The sequence below is a fragment of the Chitinophagales bacterium genome, from assembly GCA_020636535.1.
Taxonomy (GTDB): Bacteria; Bacteroidota; Bacteroidia; order Chitinophagales; family JADIYW01; genus JADJSS01.
In genome coordinates, this window is record JACJXT010000011.1 from 825,459 (window position 1) to 847,097 (window position 21,639).

The 21,639-nt window shown below is 32.6% G+C and carries 9 protein-coding genes; 6 read left to right on the forward strand and 3 right to left on the reverse strand.

Annotation, left to right across the window (positions count from 1 at the left end; translation table 11 throughout):
* The first annotated feature begins 300 nt into the window (after positions 1-300).
* From H6553_03950 to H6553_03965, 4 genes are all read left to right on the forward strand, one after another.
* A complete protein-coding gene (locus tag H6553_03950) occupies positions 301-12,876 on the forward strand; it encodes a gliding motility-associated C-terminal domain-containing protein (protein MCB9032969.1) in 12,576 nt (4,191 codons plus the stop codon).
* A gap of 74 nt (positions 12,877-12,950) precedes the next feature.
* The gene (locus H6553_03955; protein MCB9032970.1) at positions 12,951-13,913 is read left to right on the forward strand and encodes a type IX secretion system membrane protein PorP/SprF; all 963 of its coding nucleotides are present in this window, start codon (positions 12,951-12,953) and stop codon (positions 13,911-13,913) included.
* A gap of 14 nt (positions 13,914-13,927) precedes the next feature.
* On the forward strand, positions 13,928-16,189 hold the full coding sequence (locus H6553_03960) for an OmpA family protein (protein ID MCB9032971.1): 2,262 nt from the start codon (positions 13,928-13,930) through the stop codon (positions 16,187-16,189).
* A 199-nt stretch (positions 16,190-16,388) separates the two neighbouring features.
* Positions 16,389-16,547 carry a YqaE/Pmp3 family membrane protein gene (locus H6553_03965; protein MCB9032972.1) on the forward strand — a complete coding sequence of 53 codons (159 nt, stop codon included), beginning with the start codon at positions 16,389-16,391 and terminating at the stop codon, positions 16,545-16,547.
* A 7-nt stretch (positions 16,548-16,554) separates the two neighbouring features.
* On the opposite strand, the gene H6553_03970 is transcribed toward H6553_03965, so the two are convergent.
* Positions 16,555-17,523 carry an alpha/beta fold hydrolase gene (locus H6553_03970; GenBank protein ID MCB9032973.1) on the reverse strand — a complete coding sequence of 323 codons (969 nt, stop codon included), beginning with the start codon at positions 17,521-17,523 and terminating at the stop codon, positions 16,555-16,557.
* Positions 17,524-17,608: 85 nt separating this feature from the next.
* Between H6553_03970 and tnpA the strand changes: the two genes are divergently transcribed.
* Entirely contained in the window at positions 17,609-18,043 is a 435-nt protein-coding gene (gene tnpA, locus H6553_03975; GenBank protein MCB9032974.1) for an IS200/IS605 family transposase, read from the forward strand.
* Positions 18,044-18,109: 66 nt separating this feature from the next.
* Here the strand turns inward: tnpA and H6553_03980 are convergent, their stop codons facing one another.
* Both H6553_03980 and H6553_03985 read right to left on the reverse strand, forming a co-directional pair.
* Entirely contained in the window at positions 18,110-18,967 is an 858-nt protein-coding gene (locus tag H6553_03980; GenBank protein MCB9032975.1) for an alpha/beta hydrolase, read from the reverse strand.
* Between the two features lie 6 nt (positions 18,968-18,973).
* Positions 18,974-20,563 (reverse strand): alkaline phosphatase D family protein, encoded by a 1,590-nt coding sequence (locus H6553_03985; GenBank protein MCB9032976.1) that lies wholly within the window; start codon positions 20,561-20,563, stop codon positions 18,974-18,976.
* Between the two features lie 47 nt (positions 20,564-20,610).
* Between H6553_03985 and H6553_03990 the strand changes: the two genes are divergently transcribed.
* Complete coding sequence (locus H6553_03990; GenBank protein ID MCB9032977.1) at positions 20,611-21,630, forward strand: sulfotransferase; 1,020 nt, start codon at positions 20,611-20,613, stop codon at positions 21,628-21,630.
* Positions 21,631-21,639 lie beyond the last annotated feature (9 nt).

Consider the following 21,639-nt stretch of genomic DNA (forward strand, 5'->3'; position numbering starts at 1 on the left):
AAAAATTTGAATTTGTAGTTGGATTAAGTTGGTATTAATGAAAAAGGTAGTGCATTATGATATTATAATAATTATGTTTTAGTAAAACAATAATATGATTTATTTTGGACTAGAATATTTTCTTTTAACTATTAGCAACTATTTTTTACAAATTTTCATCTTTAATAATATTAATAGTTCTTTTTGTTTGTGTGTTTTATTCATATTATATTTATTTTACATATAATAGGAATATTTTTCTTATCTAAAGATAACAAAACTAACTTTTTCTTTAACTAATTTTAACCAATAATTAATATTATGAAGCGAACAATACTAATTACACTTTTGTTTACTCTACTCTATTTTTCAGTAAACGCTCAATCTCCAGGCGGAGTAAATGATAGTTTAAAGGCATGGTATAAGGCAGATGCAGGTGTTCAAAATACAAGTGTAAATGCTACAAATGGTCAAACCGTTGATGCTTGGTTAAATCAAGCTGGTTCTTATAATTTAGCACAACCAACAACAACTAAACAGCCTGTTTTTTATAGTACAGCAGCTAATCAGCTAATCAACTATAATCCATCATTGCGTTTTGATGGTACAGACGATTGTATAGGAAATGCTACAAGATTAATGCCTAAAGATTCTAGCTATGCTTTTTTTATAGTTGCATTAGACAGTGCAACAGATGTTGGTTATAATGCATTTTTTAGCTCACACACAGTATTGGATTATTTTTCTTTATATAAGAATAATGACAATTTAACTGATAACTCAATAACACCTTATGGTATTGTAGGTAGCGGAGATAGAGGCACATTTGGAAAAGGAACATCTTATGGTATTTCTACTGGTGCTTATTGGAATGGAACTAATTTTACAAGAGATGAAAAAGTGCAAAAAGCACAAACACAAATTGTAGGGATGCGTTCTGCAAACAAATTAGCAACAGATACCATGTTCACTTATACAGATGGCTATAAAAGTGCACCTATTCCATTTTGGTCTTATATAAATCAAAATGCTGCATCTACTGGTCGCGATTATCATTTTGGGGCTTTTGTAGTCGGAGCAGATGCAACCTCACCAGCCAATTCTGCAGAACATTGGGTAGGCAATATTGCAGAAGTTATTGCTTATGATAGAAACATTACAGATGCAGAAGCTAATAAAATTCAATCTTACCTTGCAATTAAATATGGTATCACACTAGGTCAAGGCAATGGCTTCATCAATCAAAATGGTAATAATTTTAATTATGTAGCCAGTAATGGAACTGTAATTTGGGATGGAACAGCAAATACTACTTATGCTTATGATATTTTTGGTATAGGTCAAGATAATACTGCTGGTTTAAATCAAAAACAGTCTAAAAGTATAAATGGTGGTTTCCAACCTGCTATTAGCTTAAATGATGGATTGGCTACAAGTAATACTACCAACACAAATATATTTGCAGCAGACAATAGCTTTCTTGTTGCAGGTCACAATGGTGCAGATGTAGATTTTACCAACATGTACACACCAATTACGTTTTCTTCTACCACACCTATTTATATATTAGATAGAGTATGGAAAGTACAAGAAACAGGAACTGTGGGTACTGTTACTGTTTCTTTTCCTACTACAACGGCATCTACGGCTACATCTACTTACCTTGTAATTAATAATGTAGCTACATTTGGTGCTGGAACTACAGAAATCTTAATGACAAGTGATGGTAATGGTAATCTTACTGCACAATATGATTTTCAAGATGGAGACTATTTTACTATTGTTCAACCATTATTTGCACCTGGTTGTGTGTCTGCCAATTTACTCGCGTGGTATAAAGCAGATGCAGGTGTTGTAGGTGGTCCAGTAAGTACATGGGAAGATCAAACAGTTCCAGCTTATAATTTGCAACAGCCAACAGCAGGTAGCAGACCAACTACAGGTGCTTTAATGAATTTTAATCCAACACTTACTTTCGATGCCAATTATTATTTAACTTACCAAGCAGGTCGTTTTATAAGTACAACTTCACCAGGTACGGTATTTGGTGCTGCTAATAACAATATAGATGCTGGTGGCTATGAAAACTTAGCAGACTTAGGAATTGATAATCCACACATGGGTATTCAAAATAGTACAATGATGATGTACATGAATGGAAGTTCGCCAATACAAGTAAATCATGCTAATACCATTACAAAAGATATTAATCAAGTATACGGATGGTCATGGAATGGTGGATCAAACGCAGGTAGTCAATTAAGGTTAGATGGAATATTAAATGATTTTCCAACAACAGATTTTACTCTTGTAGGAAATGGAGGTGTTTCAGATGGTATGTTTTCAGTAGGTTCTTATCAAGGTGTGGAAATTTGGAATGGAGATATAGCAGAAGTTATATTATATGATAGAAATTTAACAGAAGAAGAGAAACAAAGAGTAGAAACTTATATGGCACTTCGCTATGGTACAACTTTATCTCACAACTATTTGTCAGGTAAAAGTGATACCATATGGTATACAGGTGGTGGATACGATAATAATATAGCAGGTATAGGTCGAGAAGATTGTCAATTACTACTACAAAAACAATCACAATCCACCAATACTACAAATGTTATAACTATATATAATGGTGACCAAACTGCTGGTTTACCAACAGATAATGTTTCTAATACAAGTGCCTTTAGTACAAATGAAAGTTTCATGGTTTGGGGAGATAACGGAAGTTCCACAAGTTATGGTGTGTCTTATAGTCCAAATACATTCTCAAATAGTTCTTTCTATCATATGAGTAGAATTTGGAATGTACAAGAAACAGGAACTGTAGGAACAGTTACTATTAAAGCTCCTGCTAATGCAGAATATTTACTAGTACATAATAGTGCAGATTTCTCAACAGGTACACCAACAGAAATTCCTCTAGTAGATGATGGTAATGGTAATTTATTGGCTACTGTAGATTTAACCGATGGTCAATACTTTACCTTTGGAGCAGCTGTTACTGGTCCAGGTTGTGTAACTGCTAACTTATTAGCATGGTATAAAGCAGATGCAGGTGTTATAGGAAATCCAGTAAGCTCATGGGAAGATCAAACACTTACGCCATATAATCTATCTCAAACAACTGTAGGAAGTCGTCCTACAGCAGATAGTTTAATGAATTTTAATCCAACATTGACTTTTGATGCTTTAAAATATTTAACTTATCAATCAACACGATTTATTACCACAACATCTTCAGGTACAGTATTCGGTGCAGCTAATAATAATATAGATAACGGAGGTTACGAAAATCTAGCAGTATTAGGAATAGATAATCCACACATGGGAATCTTAAATAATCAAATGATGCTTTGGATGAATGGTAGTTCTCCAAATCCAACATATCATAGTAATTCAATTAAAAAAGATATTAATCAAGTATATGGATGGGCTTGGAATGGAGGAACAAATGGTGGTAGCCAAATGCGATTAGATGGAACATTAAATGACTTTGCCAATACAGACTTTACACTAGTAGGAAATGGTGGTGTTTCAGATGGTATGTTTTCAGTAGGTTCTTATCAAGGTGTGGAAATTTGGAATGGAGATATAGCAGAAGTAATCTTATATGATAGAAATTTAACGGAATTAGAAAAACAGCGTGTAGAAACTTACTTAGCTATTCGCTATGGTACAACTTTATCACACAATTATTTATCAGGTAAAGGAGATACTATTTGGTTAGTAGGTAGTGGATATGACAATAATATAGCAGGTATAGGTCGAGAAGATTGTCAATCATTATTACAAAAACAATCACAATCTACCAATACTACAAATGTTATTACTATTTATAATGATAATCAAACTGCTGGTTTACCAACAGATAATGCTTCAAATACAAGTACTTTTACAGATGAAAGTTTTATGATTTGGGGCGATAATGGAGCTGCTGCAACTTATGGCGTAAATTATACACTAAATTCATTCTCAGGTATTTGTATTTATCACATGAATAGAATTTGGAATGTACAAGAAACAGGAAGCGTAGGAACTGTAACTGTTCAAGCACCAGCCAATGCTCAATATTTATTGGTACACAATAGTGATGATTTCTCAACTGGTACACCAACAGAGATTCCTTTGGTAGATGATGGTAATGGTAACTTATTAGCTACAGTAGATTTTACCGATGGTCAATTCTTTACTTTTGCAGGAACGGTATATGCTCCAGGTGGAGTAGGTGGAAACTTGGCGGCTTGGTACAAAGCCAATGATATTAACTACGAGAATAATGGAGATACCATAGGTCTTTGGAAAAATAGCGTTAGTGGAAGTACTTACAATGTAGCAACAACTACTGCAACATACAAGCCAATATTTTATAACACAACAGCAAATAAATTAGTCAACAATAATCCATCTATAGAATTTGATGGAACTGATGATCGTTTAGAAAATACAACTAGATTATTTCCTAGCACAGATGGTTTTGAGATGTTGGCTGTTGGTGTACAACAAAAAGCAAAAAACTCTCCTAGTGAAATCTTAGGAATGGGAGGTGGAAATATTCCTGCTTTTGGTATGAATGACTATTCTACTTCAGGTTGGTTACCTTATATGGCTGGTGGAGGTGCTGGTTGGTATGGATCTAATGCAATACTATATAATGGTTTTGCAGGCGGTAATAATCAGCAAGCACAAATTTATAGTATGTCCACTCCAAATGGAGGTGCTGCAAATAATATATTCTCAAATGTTGATGGATATAGAGAACAAACTGATTTAGTTGCAAATGGAGTTACTAATACTAGCATAGGTGATGGAGTAGATGTTGGGAATACAGGAGGAGAGTATTTTAAAGGTCTCGTTAATGAAGTTATTATATACAACAGAAAATTAGATTCGGTAGAATTACTAAAAGTAAACTCTTATCTCGCCATTAAATATGGTATTACTTTAGATCAAAGACAAATCAACGATTATATAGCAAGTAATGGAACTTCGCTTTATGCTGCTTCTACTTATGGAGCTTACGACCACGACATTGCAGGTATTGGTATCGATTCTTGTTCTAGTTTAATACAATTAAAATCAACTAGTGCTAACGAGGATGCAGTAGTAACTATGACTGCAGATACAGCTAATGTTACTAACTTTGAGTTTCTTCTTTGGGCAAACAATGATTCAGCATTAACTTTAAATACAACAAACTTACCAACTATAGATTTACTATGTCCAAGTCGTCTCGAAAGAATTTGGCATACACAAGAAACTGGAGATGTAGGTTTGGTAGATTTAGATTTTAATCTCAATAAACTACCATACAAAAGTTCATTATCAGATTGGAAATTATTAATTAGAAATGGAGATGATGATATGAGTGGAGCAACAGTATCAACCATAATACCAATTTTATTAAATGATTCAACAGTAAGATTTGAAGATGTTTCACTCTCTAATGATGATTATTTTACACTAGCAGGAAACTCAATAGGTCCAGGTGGTGTGCTTTCAAATCTCGTAGCATGGTACAAAGCAGGAGAAAATGTTTTAGATGCTAGCAATAATCAAATAACTACAAATGGTGGTTCAGTGTCAACATGGAAAGATGCCATAGGAAAAAGAAATTTAACCAATCATCCAACTCAAGGAGTCAATAAACCAACATTAATGTTGAACGACTCATTGATGAACAATAATCCTGCTCTTTATTTTGCATACTATCCAGGTTCAGTTTCAAGAATATTATATAACTCAACTAGATACTTTGACAATACTAGTGCTTTCCAATTAATAAGTGTAGCCAAAGATTTAGATGCTCCTGCTAATGTATTCCGTTTAAAAGGTTTTATGGGAATGGGTAGCACAGGTGATTATCCAACATTCGATTTTAATGGTGCTACTGCTCCAGATAATTCAACTGGAAATTATTGGACACCATATTTGGGTGGCTCTTCTCCATTCGGAGATTATAATTCTAGTTTTATTACATATAATGGAACCAATGGAGGTACAAATCAACAATCTCAAATATTTGGATCCTCATCTTTAAATACAGTAGGTGGAACAAATAATGTAAATAGTCAAGTTGATGGATATAGTGCAATGATGCAATTAGATGCAGCTCAGCAAGCACAACTCGGAAATCAACTATATGTTGGTAATAGTGGTGGATTACTAGAGGAAGATTGGCATGGTCTCGTAGGTGAAATTTTAATTTACGATAGAGTACTTACAGCAGCAGAACAACTAAAAGTAAACTCTTATCTCGCAATTAAATATGGTATTACTTTAGATCAAAGACAATATAATGATTATACAGCAAGTGATGGTACAGTAGTATATGCTGCTTCTACTTATGGAGCTTACAATCACGATATTGCAGGTATTGGCGTTGATACTTGTTCTGGCTTAATTCAAAAACAATCAAAAAGTGTAAATATTGGTTTCCAACCTGCAGTCAGCTTAAATGATGGTTTAGCAACTTCAAATAGTGCTAATATGAATTCATTTGATGCAAATAATAGTTATTGGGTTGCTGGTCACAATGGTCAAGATACTACATTTACAGAAGCATATACTTCCCAAACACTTGCTACACTTAGTTGTATGAAAATTATGGATAGAAAATGGAAAGTAGAAGAAACAGGATCTATTGGAAATGTTACCATTACTATTCCAGATATCACTACAGCAACAATAACAGCTATTTATTTGGTAATTGATAGTACTGGAAACAATGATGATTTTACGGCTAATACTACAGAAATATTAATGACTGATGCAGGTGCTGGATTATTGTCTGCTCAGTACGATTTTGTCGATGGTCAATACTATTCGTTTGCTTATGTATTAGCACCAATTGATACTTTTGAAATAGCAGACACTATCTGTGCAACTTCAACTTATCTATTCAATGAACAAGAATTAAATACAAGTGGTGTCTACTTAGATACTATTCCAAGAATAGGTAATTGCGATAGTATAGTGAGATTAACACTTACCGTAGTACCACAAGACACATTCGACATAGCAGATACTATTTGCTCCAATGAAACATATACATTTGGTGCATTAACACTGAATACCACAGGCGTTTACTTAGATACAATAGAACGACCAACAGAAGTATGCGATAGCATAGTACGATTAACACTTACCGTAATACCACAAGACACATTCGACATAGTAGATACTATTTGTGCAACAACAACTGATTATACATTTGGAGGATTAGTATTAACCGAGTCAGGAATTTACTTAGATACAATAGCACGACCAACAGAATACTGCGATAGTATAGTAAGATTAACACTTACCGTAGTACCACAAGACACCTTTGAAATATCAGCTTCAATCTGCACAGGTCAAACATACAGTTTTGGAGGAATGTCACTCAATGCCACAGGCGTATACTTAGACACTATATTACAACCAACTAAACCATGCGATAGCATAGTACGATTAACTTTAACAGTAGTAGATAAAGATACATTTGACATAGTAGATACCATTTGTTCAATCGAATCGTATAGCTTCGATGGTATGTTATTGAATATCACAGGCGTTTACTTTAAAACAGTAACTCGTCCAATGTCATGCGACAGTATCGTACGATTAACCTTAACAGTAATCCAACAAGACACAACAGACATAAGTGCAACAATATGTTCAAACGAGAACTATAGTTTCGATGGAATGTCACTCAATACCACAGGCGTATACTTAGCTACAATAGCACGACCAACGGAAGTATGCGATAGTATAGTGAGATTAACACTTACCGTAGTACCACAAGACACATTCGACATAGCAGATACTATTTGCTCCAATGAAACATATACATTTGGTGCATTAACACTGAATACCACAGGCGTTTATTTAGATACAATAGAACGACCAACAGAAGTATGCGATAGCATAGTACGATTAACACTTACCGTAATACCACAAGACACATTCGACATAGCAGATACTATTTGTGCAACAACAACTGATTATACATTTGGTGGATTAGTATTAACCGAGTCAGGAATTTACTTAGATACAATAGCACGACCAACAGAATACTGCGATAGTATAGTAAGATTAACACTTACCGTAGTACCACAAGACACCTTTGAAATATCAGCTTCAATCTGCACAGGTCAAACATACAGTTTTGGAGGAATGTCACTCAATGCCACAGGCGTATACTTAGACACTATATTACAACCAACTAAACCATGCGATAGCATAGTACGATTAACTTTAACAGTAGTAGATAAAGATACATTTGACATAGTAGATACCATTTGTTCAATCGAATCGTATAGCTTCGATGGTATGTTATTGAATATCACAGGCGTTTACTTTAAAACAGTAACTCGTCCAATGTCATGCGACAGTATCGTACGATTAACCTTAACAGTAATCCAACAAGACACAACAGACATAAGTGCAACAATATGTTCAAACGAGAACTATAGTTTCGATGGAATGTCACTCAATACCACAGGCGTATACTTAGCTACAATAGCACGACCAACGGAAGTATGCGATAGTATAGTGAGATTAACACTTACCGTAGTACCACAAGACACATTCGACATAGCAGATACTATTTGCTCCAATGAAACATATACATTTGGTGCATTAACACTGAATACCACAGGCGTTTATTTAGATACAATAGAACGACCAACAGAAGTATGCGATAGCATAGTACGATTAACACTTACCGTAATACCACAAGACACATTCGACATAGCAGATACTATTTGTGCAACAACAACTGATTATACATTTGGTGGATTAGTATTAACCGAGTCAGGAATTTACTTAGATACAATAGCACGACCAACAGAATACTGCGATAGTATAGTAAGATTAACACTTACCGTAGTACCACAAGACACCTTTGAAATATCAGCTTCAATCTGCACAGGTCAAACATACAGTTTTGGAGGAATGTCACTCAATGCCACAGGCGTATACTTAGACACTATATTACAACCAACTAAACCATGCGATAGCATAGTACGATTAACTTTAACAGTAGTAGATAAAGATACATTTGACATAGTAGATACCATTTGTTCAATCGAATCGTATAGCTTCGATGGTATGTTATTGAATATCACAGGCGTTTACTTTAAAACAGTAACTCGTCCAATGTCATGCGACAGTATCGTACGATTAACCTTAACAGTAATCCAACAAGACACAACAGACATAAGTGCAACAATATGTTCAAACGAGAACTATAGTTTCGATGGAATGTCACTCAATACCACAGGCGTATACTTAGCTACAATAGCACGACCAACGGAAGTATGCGATAGTATAGTGAGATTAACACTTACCGTAGTACCACAAGACACATTCGACATAGCAGATACTATTTGCTCCAATGAAACATATACATTTGGTGCATTAACACTGAATACCACAGGCGTTTATTTAGATACAATAGAACGACCAACAGAAGTATGCGATAGCATAGTACGATTAACACTTACCGTAATACCACAAGACACATTCGACATATCAGATACCATTTGTGCAACAACAACTGATTATACATTTGGTGGATTAGTATTAACCGAGTCAGGTATTTACTTAGATACAATAGCACGACCAACAGAATACTGCGATAGTATAGTAAGATTAACACTTACCGTAGTACCACAAGACACCTTTGAAATAGCAGCTTCAATCTGCACAGGTCAAACATACAGTTTTGGAGGAATGTCACTCAATGCCACAGGCGTATACTTAGACACTATATTACAACCAACTAAACCATGCGATAGTATAGTTCGATTAACGCTTATTGTAGATGATTATATTAGAAATACAGAAAATGTAACATTATGTTATGGCGATAGTATAATAATGTGTACGGGTAATGTATATAAAACAGCCGGAGCTTATAATGATACTTGTAAAACTACAGCTGGTTGTGATAGCATTACTACTACAATTATTACTTTAGATGTATGTAGTAAAGATACTGTACCAGTAATAGATGTTTGTGATACATGTACAACAACAGTATGTTTAGATACTATCTATGATATTACTAATGGACATTGGACATTATGCGATGGTAGTCAAACAGCAACATCTAGCTTAGGAAGCTACACTATAGATAGCACTACAGGATGCATTACTTATACTGCAAATGGAGCAATAGGTAGAGATACACTTTGTATATTAATTTGTGATTCAGCACAAACTGTTTGTGATTCTCAAACAGTAGTAGTAGCTATAATACCAAGTACAGAAACAATTACAGATACAATAGAAATTGGTACAACAGATAGTATATGTGTAGCAATAGAAGATGGTATGACACCAGACAATGTAACGATTGTAGCATGCGATGGAGGAACACTAGACAATATCACAACACCAACATATACTATTAATGGCAACTGCGTAATGGTAACTTACACAGGGACAAATATTGGAACAGATGAAGTATGTGTAATCATCTGCGATACCGACTTAGACATCTGCGACACGAACAGAGTTGTAATCACAGTAACAACACAAGACACAGTACCAATTATAGAAGTACCATGCGATACCTGTACAGTAACCGTATGTTTAGATACGATCTACGATATCAATAATGGTGTATGGACACTTTGCGACGGAACACAACAAACCACTACAGCAATGGGTACTTATGGTATAGACCAAACTTCAGGTTGTGTAACTTATACAGGAAACGGAATCGTAGGACGAGATACACTATGTATAGTAGTTTGTGATGCAACACAAACAACTTGCGATACCATTAAACCAGTAGTAGTAGTTTTACCAACTAACGATACTATAACAGACAGTATAGCAATAGGTGTAACTGATAGCATTTGCGTACCAATAGAAGATGGTATGACACCAGACAATGTAACGATTGTAGCATGCGATGGAGGAACACTAGACAATATCACAACACCAACATATACTATTAATGGCAACTGTGTAATGGTAACTTACACAGGGACAAATATTGGAACAGATGAAGTATGTGTAATCATCTGCGATACCGACTTAGACATCTGCGACACGAACAGAGTTGTAATCACAGTAACAACACAAGACACAGTACCAATTATAGAAGTACCATGCGATACCTGTACAGTAACCGTATGTTTAGATACGATCTACGATATCAATAATGGTGTATGGACACTTTGCGATGGAACACAACAAACCACTACAGCAATGGGTACTTATGGTATAGACCAAACTTCAGGTTGTGTAACTTATACAGGAAACGGAATCGTAGGACGAGATACACTATGTATAGTAGTTTGTGATGCAACACAAACAACTTGCGATACCATTAAACCAGTAGTAGTAGTTTTACCAACTAACGATACTATAACAGACAGTATAGCAATAGGTGTAACTGATAGCATTTGCGTACCAATAGAAGATGGTATGACACCAGACAATGTAACGATTGTAGCATGCGATGGAGGAACACTAGACAATATCACAACACCAACATATACTATTAATGGCAACTGTGTAATGGTAACTTACACAGGAACAAATATTGGAACAGATGAAGTATGTGTAATCATCTGCGATACCGACTTAGACATGTGCGACACGAACAGAATTGTAATCACAGTAACAACACAAGACACAGTACCAATAATAGAAGTACCATGCGATACCTGTACAGTAACCGTATGTTTAGATACGATCTACGATATCAATAATGGCGTATGGACACTTTGCGATGGAACACAACAAACCACTACAGCAATGGGTACTTATGGTATAGACCAAACTACAGGTTGTGTAACTTATACAGGAAACGGAATTGTAGGACGAGATACACTATGTATAGTAGTTTGTGATGCCACTCTAAGCACATGCGATACAATTCATCCAGTAGTGGTTGTTTTACCTACAACAGAAACAATTACAGATACTATAAAAGTTGGTGCAACAGACAGTATTTGCATTCCAATAGAAAATGGCATGACAGCAGATTATGCAACCATAGTAATGTGTAATGGAACGCTTGATAATATTACATTACCAGTAGTAACATCAGTAAGTGCAACATGTGTAACTATTACATATACAGGTACTAGCATTGGTACAGATGATTTCTGTGTAGTTGTTTGTGATGTAGATTTAGCAATGTGCGATACAACAAAAGTATCAATCACAGTAATAGCAAAAGATACAATACCAGTAATAGAAGTCTGCGACACTTGTACCGAAACGGTATGTTTAGATACAATATTTGATATTACAGACGGAGTATGGACACTATGCGATGGTAGCCAAACAACAACAAGTGGTTTAGGAACTTATAGTATAGATGCTACAACAGGTTGTGTAACTTATACAGCAAATGGAATTATAGGTCAAGACACACTTTGTATAGTAGTATGTGATGCAACACAAACCAATTGCGACACTATAGAAATTATAATTGATATAGTATGTAGTGAACGAAACTCAGTTTATGTTGATACAACGATTTGCTCTAATAAACCAATAGTGATCAATGGACAAACTATTTCAACTGCTGGAACTTATGAAATTCATTATACAGCAAACAACTCATGCGATAGTATAGTAATGCTTACAGTTACCACTGTAGATTGTAGTTGCGATATTGCCAAAGGTATTTCGCCAAATGGTGATGGAATGAATGATTATTTAGATGTAGAATGTTTGAAACTATTAGCTAAAGATGGCGTTATTAGATTTAGAGTATACAACAGATGGGGAATTGAAGTATACAGAAACGATAATTATAACAGTGAATTTAATGGTATTTATAAAGGAGAAGAATTACCAGACGGAACTTACTATTATATATTAGAGTACACTAATCTATTAGATGAAGATGTTAATATATCTAGTTATTTAACAATATTTAGATAGAAAAATTTATAAAAGATAATATAAAAGATATGAAAATAAAATATAGTATATTATTCCTTATTTTGTTTGTTTCGATGAACAAAATAAATGCCCAACAAGAACCTCAATATACACAGTTTATGTTCAATAAATTGCCAATCAATGCTGGTTATACTGGCTCAAGAGAGGTACTAAGTATTAGAGCAATTTATAGAGACCAATGGACAGGTATTGATGGTGCCCCTAAAACAGCTGGTCTTAGTTTAAACAGTCCATTTAAAAATGAAAATTCTGCTATGGGTTTTTATATGGTCAATGATAGATTAGGTGTAACCAACCAAACTTGGTTCGATGTTAGTTATGCTTATAGAATACCATTAACTAAAGACAAAAAATGGAAATTAGGCATTGGTATTAATGCAGGTATTTTGTGGCATAAAAGCAATTTAACAGAAGTGCCATTAAAAGACGATGGAGATGTAATATATCAAAATAATGTATCTAAAATAATGCCAGATGTTGGTGCAGGACTATATTTACATCATACCAATTTTTATTTCGGAGTAAGTGTGCCAAACTTTATAAAGTACAATGTATTTAGTAAAGATGTAAGAGATCAACTTCAAAGTAATAATTCCGATTTAGTAGCTGTTGCACATAGAACACCACATTTATTTATTATGACTGGTGGTGTAATTCCTGCAGGAAAAATACTAGATATTAGACCACAAATCTTAGGAAAATACATTACAGCAACCGATCAAAAAATTCCATTTGAGTTAGATTTAAATTTGAGTTTAATGTTCTTACAACGATTTAATATCGGAGCTACTTATAGAACTACATTCAAAAATAAATCACTAAATACTACACTACAAGCTAATGATGCTATTGCTGCCATGTTAGAAATTTGGGCAACCAAACAATTAATGATTGGCTACTCTTACGATTATTCATTGTCAGAATTACAACACTACAATCACGGAAGTCATGAAGTAATTCTCGGATACGATTTTGCATTCAATAAAGAGAAATTAAATACACCAAGATTCTTCTAAGAAAAAATTAATCTATGAAAAAGAATATAAGCATATATACATTATTTTTATTATTGATTTTAAGTGTTGGATCAAAAGCACAAGATGCCACTAATTCAAGCAGTATTAATAAAGCCAACGAAGCATATAACAATTTGAATTATGCCGATGCAATTCCATTGTACAATACTTATCTAAAAAAAAACAGTACAGATGCCGATGCGTATGCAAAATTAGGCGACTGCTATAAATTAACTTTAGATTTTGAAAATGCAAAAGAAGCATATGCTAATGCAACACTCAATAAAGTTACTAGTGCAGACTATGTTTTAAAGTATGCAGAAATGTTGCATGCAACAGGCAATTACGATAAAGCTTTAGCACAATATCAAAACTATTTGGTATTAAATGAAAATGGCAATCAAATTGTAAGTAACCAAATTAAAGTGCTAGAAAATATAGACAATTATGCATCTGATAAAAATAGATTCTCATTACAAAATTTAGACTTTAATTCTGCACAATATGATTTTTCACCAGTTTTATATAAAGACGGATTAATATATACTTCGTCTAAAGGTGGTTCTGGTGCTATTAAAAATACAAGTGCATGGACAGGTATATCTTTTTTTAATATGTATTTTGTAGAAGGAAGCAATCTCAATTTTAAAGATAAGTCGTCTGTTTTTTTTAGTGATAAAAATACCAAACTACACGATGGTGTGATAGCATTTTTACCAAATCAAGAACAATTTTACTATACTAGAAATAATTACTACGATGGAAAAGTAAAAACAGCTAAAAACTTAAAGCCAACTCAAAATATGTATTTGGCTAATGTAGATGGAAGCGAAGAAACACCTTTTGAGTTTAATAGCGATGATTATAATGTAGGACAACCAACACTTTCTTCAGATGGAAATACCATGTATTTTGTAAGCGATATGCCTGGTGGTTTTGGAGGAAAAGATATATATGTTACTACCAAAGAAGATGGAAAATGGTCAACACCAAAAAACTTAGGAAATAAAATCAATACAGCAGGAGATGAGATGTTTCCTTTCTTATATAAAGATGATAAATCTTTTTATTTTTCAAGTGATGGACTTGGCGGTTTAGGTGGACTAGATGTTTTTAGAACTACAATAGAAAATGGAAGTGTCGCAACAGTTCGAAATATGAAATCACCAATTAATAGTGCTTACGATGATTTTGGTATTTACTATGGCAATGCAAGAAACATAGGTTATTTATCTTCAAACAGAAGTGGAGGAAAAGGTCTAGATGATATCTATGCATTTAAAGATGCTGGAATTTACTACGAAGGACTTATTGTAGATGCAGATACCAAGCAGCCAATTTGTAATAGTACAGTACAGTTGTTATTAGATAATGAATCAATCAATAATTATACAACAGACTGTAATGGCGATTTTGTATTTGATGTTACAGCTTCTGGCAACTATTGTTTTAATGCAACAGCACAAGGATACTATCCAAATACTAAAACTTGTAGAAATATAGAAGACATGACTGCTGGCGAAACAATTTATGATACTATTTATATGAATAAAGTAAAACCAGTATCAGTTTCAGTTCAAGCTATTAATTCAGAAACTAAACAAGCCATTCCAAATGCAAAAGTAGAAGTTAATAGTTCTTGTGAAAAGAAGATAGAATTGCAAACGAATAGCAAAGGTGAAGTTTGTTTTGAAGTAAAATGCGATTGTGATTATAGCATTGCATTAAGTGCTAAAGATTATACAGCAAATCAAATTAACTATTCACCTAAAAACGATTGTGAAAGTTTAAAATCTTGTGGCGAAAAAAATGGAAAAGTATTGTCAGTAAATTTACAACCAGTTAAAAAAGAAACCATAAAAGTAGAAGATATATTTGATAATATCAGTGACGATGGATATATCGAGCTAAAAGGAATTTACTACGATTTAAACAAATGGAACATTAGACCAGAAAGCGAAGTAGAATTAAATAAACTATTAACTTTCTTAAATGGAAATCCAGATGCTATTGTAGAAATTGCATCACATACAGATTCAAGAGGTTCATCTAAATACAATCAAACACTAAGTCAAAAAAGAGCTCAAAGCGTAGTAGAATGGTTAATGGCACACAATATTAGTAAAGATAGATTGTATCCAAAAGGATATGGTGAAACTAAACTAAAAAACAAATGTGCAGATGGCGTTACTTGTACAGAAGCAGAACATCAACTCAATCGTCGTACAGAATTTAAAGTAATTAGTGTAGACAATGTAATAGAGTCAAAACCATAACAAGCACAATCTCTCATTCAATAATACTTACCGAAGCATCTAAGAGTTTAACTTTTAGATGCTTTTTTGTTACTGCATACTAAAAACATTTTTAATTTCAGTTTGGTTAAAACTAACTATAAAACTCCAGTGTCTATTTAAATGATTAACTCTTGGAACTTATAGTTGACTATTTTTGTTATAGTAGTAAACAAGAACTATGTCGTTATTTAGAGTTATTTTAAGTATTATTTTTCCACCATTGGCAGTTTATGACAAAGGTTGTGGTAGTATTTTAATTGTATTGCTTTTAACTATTGCAGGTTGGATTCCTGGTGTTTTAGCAGCTTTGTTTATTTTGAATAAGAATGAAGATTAGTCGAATTTTAAAATCCATTTACTAGAAATTTTACGGCTCTTTTTTCTAACCAATTGTGTTTAGCATTTAAATCTTCGCAAAAGCCAACATGTCCACCATTGATTGGAATTTCTAAATGTAAATATTTAGATTGCTTAGCACTTTCTATTGGATAGCATGCTTTGGTAAGCAATGGATCATTATCGGTGTTGAGTAATAATGTTGGTGTTTTAATATTGTTAATATATGTTTTAGCTTGTACTTTTATATTGTAATCGTTTACATCTTTAAAACCAAAAACAGGAACTGTATATCTGTCGGTAAATTCCCATAAGTTTTTAGATGCCAATGCATGTTTATAATCGATTTTATTTGGATGCTTATTAACTTTTTGTTTTAGTTTTTCTTTTACTTGTTTGGTAAATCTTTTTTCATATATCATATTTTTGAATGATAATAATTTAGGAAATGAACTTACATAATCTATAGGAACAGAAATTGCCATTGCAGCTTCTATGTTTTTTACACTTTCGTATAATTCTTCTCCTAAATATTTGAGTGTCAAATTTCCACCAAGTGAAACTCCAATTAAGTTAATTGAATTATATTTGTTTTTCTTAACTGCATGTTGAATTACAAAATCTAAATCGTCTGTTTTTCCAGAATGATAAGCATAGAGTTGCTTATTGTCTTCGCCACTACAACCTCTTAAATTCCATGCTAAAACATCAACATTATTTTCATTAAAAATTCTTGTCAAACCTTTTACATAAACTCTGTCAGTACTACCTTCAAATCCATGAGAAATAATAACCAGTTTTTTACTATTTACACTGCTCCAATCTAAATCTAAGAAATCATCGTCCCAAGTAGTAATTCGTTCTCTAGTAAATGAAATGCCATCAACTGTTCTATAAAAATTAGGAACGATGGTTTGCAAATGACCATTGCTTAACCATTTCGGAGATTTTATTGCTATTGATGGTAGTACTGGCATATCTATTTATTGGTCTCAAAAATAGTTAAAACTATGCACTTTAGTGCATTTCGCTTTAGCTTCTAAAAATGTTTACTTTTGTAGTATGGAATACCAAAGGGTCAATGGTCATAGCATATCACGGCTTACAGTACATATTGTTTGGGCTACAAAATATAGATATGCAGTATTGGAAGGAGATATAAAAGTAAGGTGTAGAAGTCTTTTGATGCAAATATGTGAAGCAGAAGATATTGTAATATTGAAAGGAGTAGTATCCAAAGATCATATTCATATGCATATAGAATATCGTCCATCACAATCAATAAGTAGCATGGTAAAATTATTGAAAGGACGCAGTTCACGAAAATTACAGATAGAGTTTCCAGAGTTAAAGAAGAGATATTGGGGTCGTCATTTTTGGGCAATAGGTTATGGTTGCTGGAGTACAGGTAATATAACAGATGAAATGGTAAATGAATATTTAGAACATCATAGGAATCCAAATACGAACTCAAATGATAATTTTATAATTGAATAGAGAAGTACTGTCCGAAATAGGACTTTCAGTCCGTAACAAAACTATGGACTTTTAGTCCATAGTGGTTTATTTAAAAAAATCTAATAAATATTTATTTACTTCTTCTGGACAATCATTCTGTGTCCAGTGTGAACAATTAGATATGTATTTTATGTCTAAGGTTGCATCAACATATTTTTTTGTGTCGTAGGTGAGTTCTTTTCCAAGTGCTTTATCACCTTCGCCCCAAATTAAAAGTGTAGGAACTTGTATATTATTTTTAAATATTTTAAGGTTTGGTTTAGTCTGCAACATTGCTCTGTAATAATTGATAGAACCAGTTAATGCTCCTTTTTTTTGAAATGCATCTACAAAATGTTGTAAGTCTTCATCTGTAAAATTTTCAGGATGAAACATCCAACCACGAAAAAATTGTTTGAAGAAATTGGGTAGTGTATACTTCAAAACTAATTCTGGTAAAATAGGAATTTGATGCATAAACATATACCAACTTCGTAGTAACTGCGATGGATTTTCTCTAAATGATTTCAACATTAATTTTGGATATGGACAGTTTAATACAGCTAACTTTTCTGTTAATTCTGGATACATAGCAGCGAACGACCAAGCAACAGCACCACCCCAATCGTGTCCTACTATAAATGCTTTTTCAAAACCAGATTGTTTGATTAACTCAGCAATATCACTAGCAACAACATCTGTTTTGTAGTTGTTAATGCCTTTAGGTTTATCACTATCATTAAATCCACGCAAATCTGGTGCATAAACGGTATAATGTTCTGCTAAAGTTGGAATCTGATATCGCCAAGTATACCAAAACTCTGGCCAACCATGTAAAAGTACTACAAGTTTTTTGCCTTTTCCTGCTTTGGCAACATGTAAGTTAATTCCGTTTGCTGCTATAAAATCGTGCTGTATATTCATAAATTTTTATTTTAATGATTTTCTGTTTCTTAAATATATGCCAATCATTTTAAAAAACGATTTTGTTTTATCACCAAATGTTATTTTACTATTTTTTCTATAATTAAATTTTGATGGTAAAATTCCGTTGTGCAAAGTAGTTGTAAACAATATTTGATTGTTTTCGTCTATGGCTTGTAGTTGAATAGAATCGTTACCAAAGACTTTTACATTACCAAATGCATTATTAAAGTTTTTATTATTAATACCTTGACCTTTATTGTACACTTTTAAATTTAGTTGTTTTTCTAATATATATCCTAACTCACTATTTTCTTGAGCTAAAGCACCAGCCATTAATTCTGGAAGTGTTGATTTTTTATCATTTTCTACTAAAGCTGTGTGAGCATCACCACTTAACACTACTACATTCTTTATATGATTATTTTGTATGAAATCTATTAATATTTTATTAGTATTAGGAAATGCACACCACAAAGCAGATAATTCTATTGCTACTTCCATTCCAGTTTTTCCGTTTGGCAATTTTCTGTTTTGATTGATCTTCATCATACATAAATCTAACAGCTTTTTCAATTTTGGATTGTACGCCACACTACTCACAATAAATTTCCATGTAGCAGTCGAATTTTTGAGTTCGTTCAATAACCAATTAAGTTGTGTACTATCTAATAACTGATGATTTTTAGTCATTTTATATTTGTACTTTCCTTTTTTAGTTGGTTGAAATATCTCAGTATTTGCACTACGAGTTCCTCTTGTGTCTAAAACAAAAAACTCAGCATTGCCATAAGTAAAGCTATGATAAGCAGATTGTTCACTTTGTATAGGGTAATTAGGAAAATATTGTTGATATGCTTGAATTACATTCGATTTTAAATATTCATTATATTGAATTTCTTTAAATGTAACTGTGGTATTTTGTTTGATAATTTTAGTATATGAATATTTACTACAATCATCTTTAATAAAGTCTTCATCATCGTAGATATAATCAATAGGAATTTGATGTTGTAATGTTGAGAAGTTTGGCAAGCTATATCTTAAATAGTATGATTGCTCAATATTTTTAGTATTGTCTATTGCATAAAATTTTGTAGTATCTGAAGTAGTAAATAATTTTCTGTTTGGATAAATCCAATCGCCAATTTGTATAAAAAACTTTGGATTGTGTTGTTGCATTGTACTAAAAATAGTGTCGCTATAAGGTAAATTTATACAAGAACCAAATGCAAATGAAAAATTGCTATTCGTATTTGTTTTGGGAAATGTAGTAAAGCTACTCTGAAAAATAGTCTGTTCTTTATCGTTGGTAATTCTATAAAAATAAGGTGTATTGGCTTCTAGTTTTTCCATATTTATTTTAATCAAATATTTATTGTCTTCAAAAGGAAAGTTAAGTATATACTTAAAAAGTGAATCTTTAGATAATTGAACAGCACCTTTTATTGTATTATTGGTACTAAAAACTATAGATGCACTATTGTCTGTAACTGCTCCAATAATTGGAATAGTTTTTAAAATATCATCTGCATGAATAAAATTAATATTTATAAAATTTAATAGCATTATTGTTATGAAATAATATCGCTTCATGTGTAAAAAAATGAAAATATTTCTACTTTTGTATAAAGCTAAACATTTTGAACTTTTCCAATAAATTTATTTTTATAGTTGGCAATTCTAGAAGTGGTACGACATTGATGTTGAGAGTATTGAATCAACATCCACAGTTAATGGTATTAAATGAATTGCATTTTTTTGAACAGCTATGGTCATCAAAAGATAAAGACAAAATAATTAGCGAAAGTGAAGCTATTGTTATTGCTGAAAAATTGTTGCTCATTCAAAGAAAAGGTTACAACACTGGTTTTAACGATACTACGGTTTTTACTGAAGAAGCAAAATCTTTAATCAATAGTATTGACAAAAATGAGTTGACTGCCGAAAATGTTTTTTACCAATTTGCCAAACGAGAAGTTGCACTTAACAATAAATCTATTGTTTGCGAAAAAACGCCACAAAATGTATTTTACTTAAAAGAAATTTTCGATTTATTTCCGAACGCTAAAGTTATTAATATGGTTCGAGATCCAAGAGCCATTATGTTGTCGCAAAAAAATAAATGGAAACGCAGAAAATTAGGTGGTTGGTATATTACTAGAAAAGAAAGTATTCGTTTACGCATCAATTATCATCCAATTACGCTGAGCAAATTGTGGAATGCTGCTATAAAAGCTTCGTTAGAATTTAAAAACAACCAAGCAGTAAAAACAATTATATTTGAAAATTTAATTGATAATCCAACTCAAACTATACAAAGCATTTGCAATCATATTGAAGTAGATTTTACTAATAAAATGTTAGAAATAACACAAGAAAGTTCTTCTATTGAAATGGACAGCAAAGCTATTGGCTTTAAAAAAGAAAGAGCTGCAAATTGGAAAAATGGTGGTTTAAATAATACTGAGATTTGGTTTTGTGAAAAAATTTCTGGAAAATATTTTAGCGAATTTGGATTTGAAAAATTAAATCCAAAACCAAATTATCTATTAGTTATTCTATATATAATATTGTTTCCTATAAAGCTTGGTTTAGCACTTTTAATGAATTTAGACCGAATGAAAAGTATTACAGAAACACTCAAAAAGAGATTACAATAAAATTGATAA

Excerpts from the sequence above, each read along its gene's own strand:
- tnpA (MCB9032974.1), top strand. The coding sequence starts at position 17,609 with ATGGAATACCAAAGGGTCAATGGTCATAGCATATCACGGCTTACAGTA.
- H6553_03970 (MCB9032973.1), bottom strand. The coding sequence starts at position 17,523 with ATGCCAGTACTACCATCAATAGCAATAAAATCTCCGAAATGGTTAAGC.
- H6553_03965 (MCB9032972.1), top strand. The coding sequence starts at position 16,389 with ATGTCGTTATTTAGAGTTATTTTAAGTATTATTTTTCCACCATTGGCA.
- H6553_03980 (MCB9032975.1), bottom strand. The coding sequence starts at position 18,967 with ATGAATATACAGCACGATTTTATAGCAGCAAACGGAATTAACTTACAT.
- H6553_03960 (MCB9032971.1), top strand. The coding sequence starts at position 13,928 with ATGAAAAAGAATATAAGCATATATACATTATTTTTATTATTGATTTTA.
- H6553_03985 (MCB9032976.1), bottom strand. The coding sequence starts at position 20,563 with ATGAAGCGATATTATTTCATAACAATAATGCTATTAAATTTTATAAAT.
- H6553_03955 (MCB9032970.1), top strand. The coding sequence starts at position 12,951 with ATGAACAAAATAAATGCCCAACAAGAACCTCAATATACACAGTTTATG.
- H6553_03950 (MCB9032969.1), top strand. The coding sequence starts at position 301 with ATGAAGCGAACAATACTAATTACACTTTTGTTTACTCTACTCTATTTT.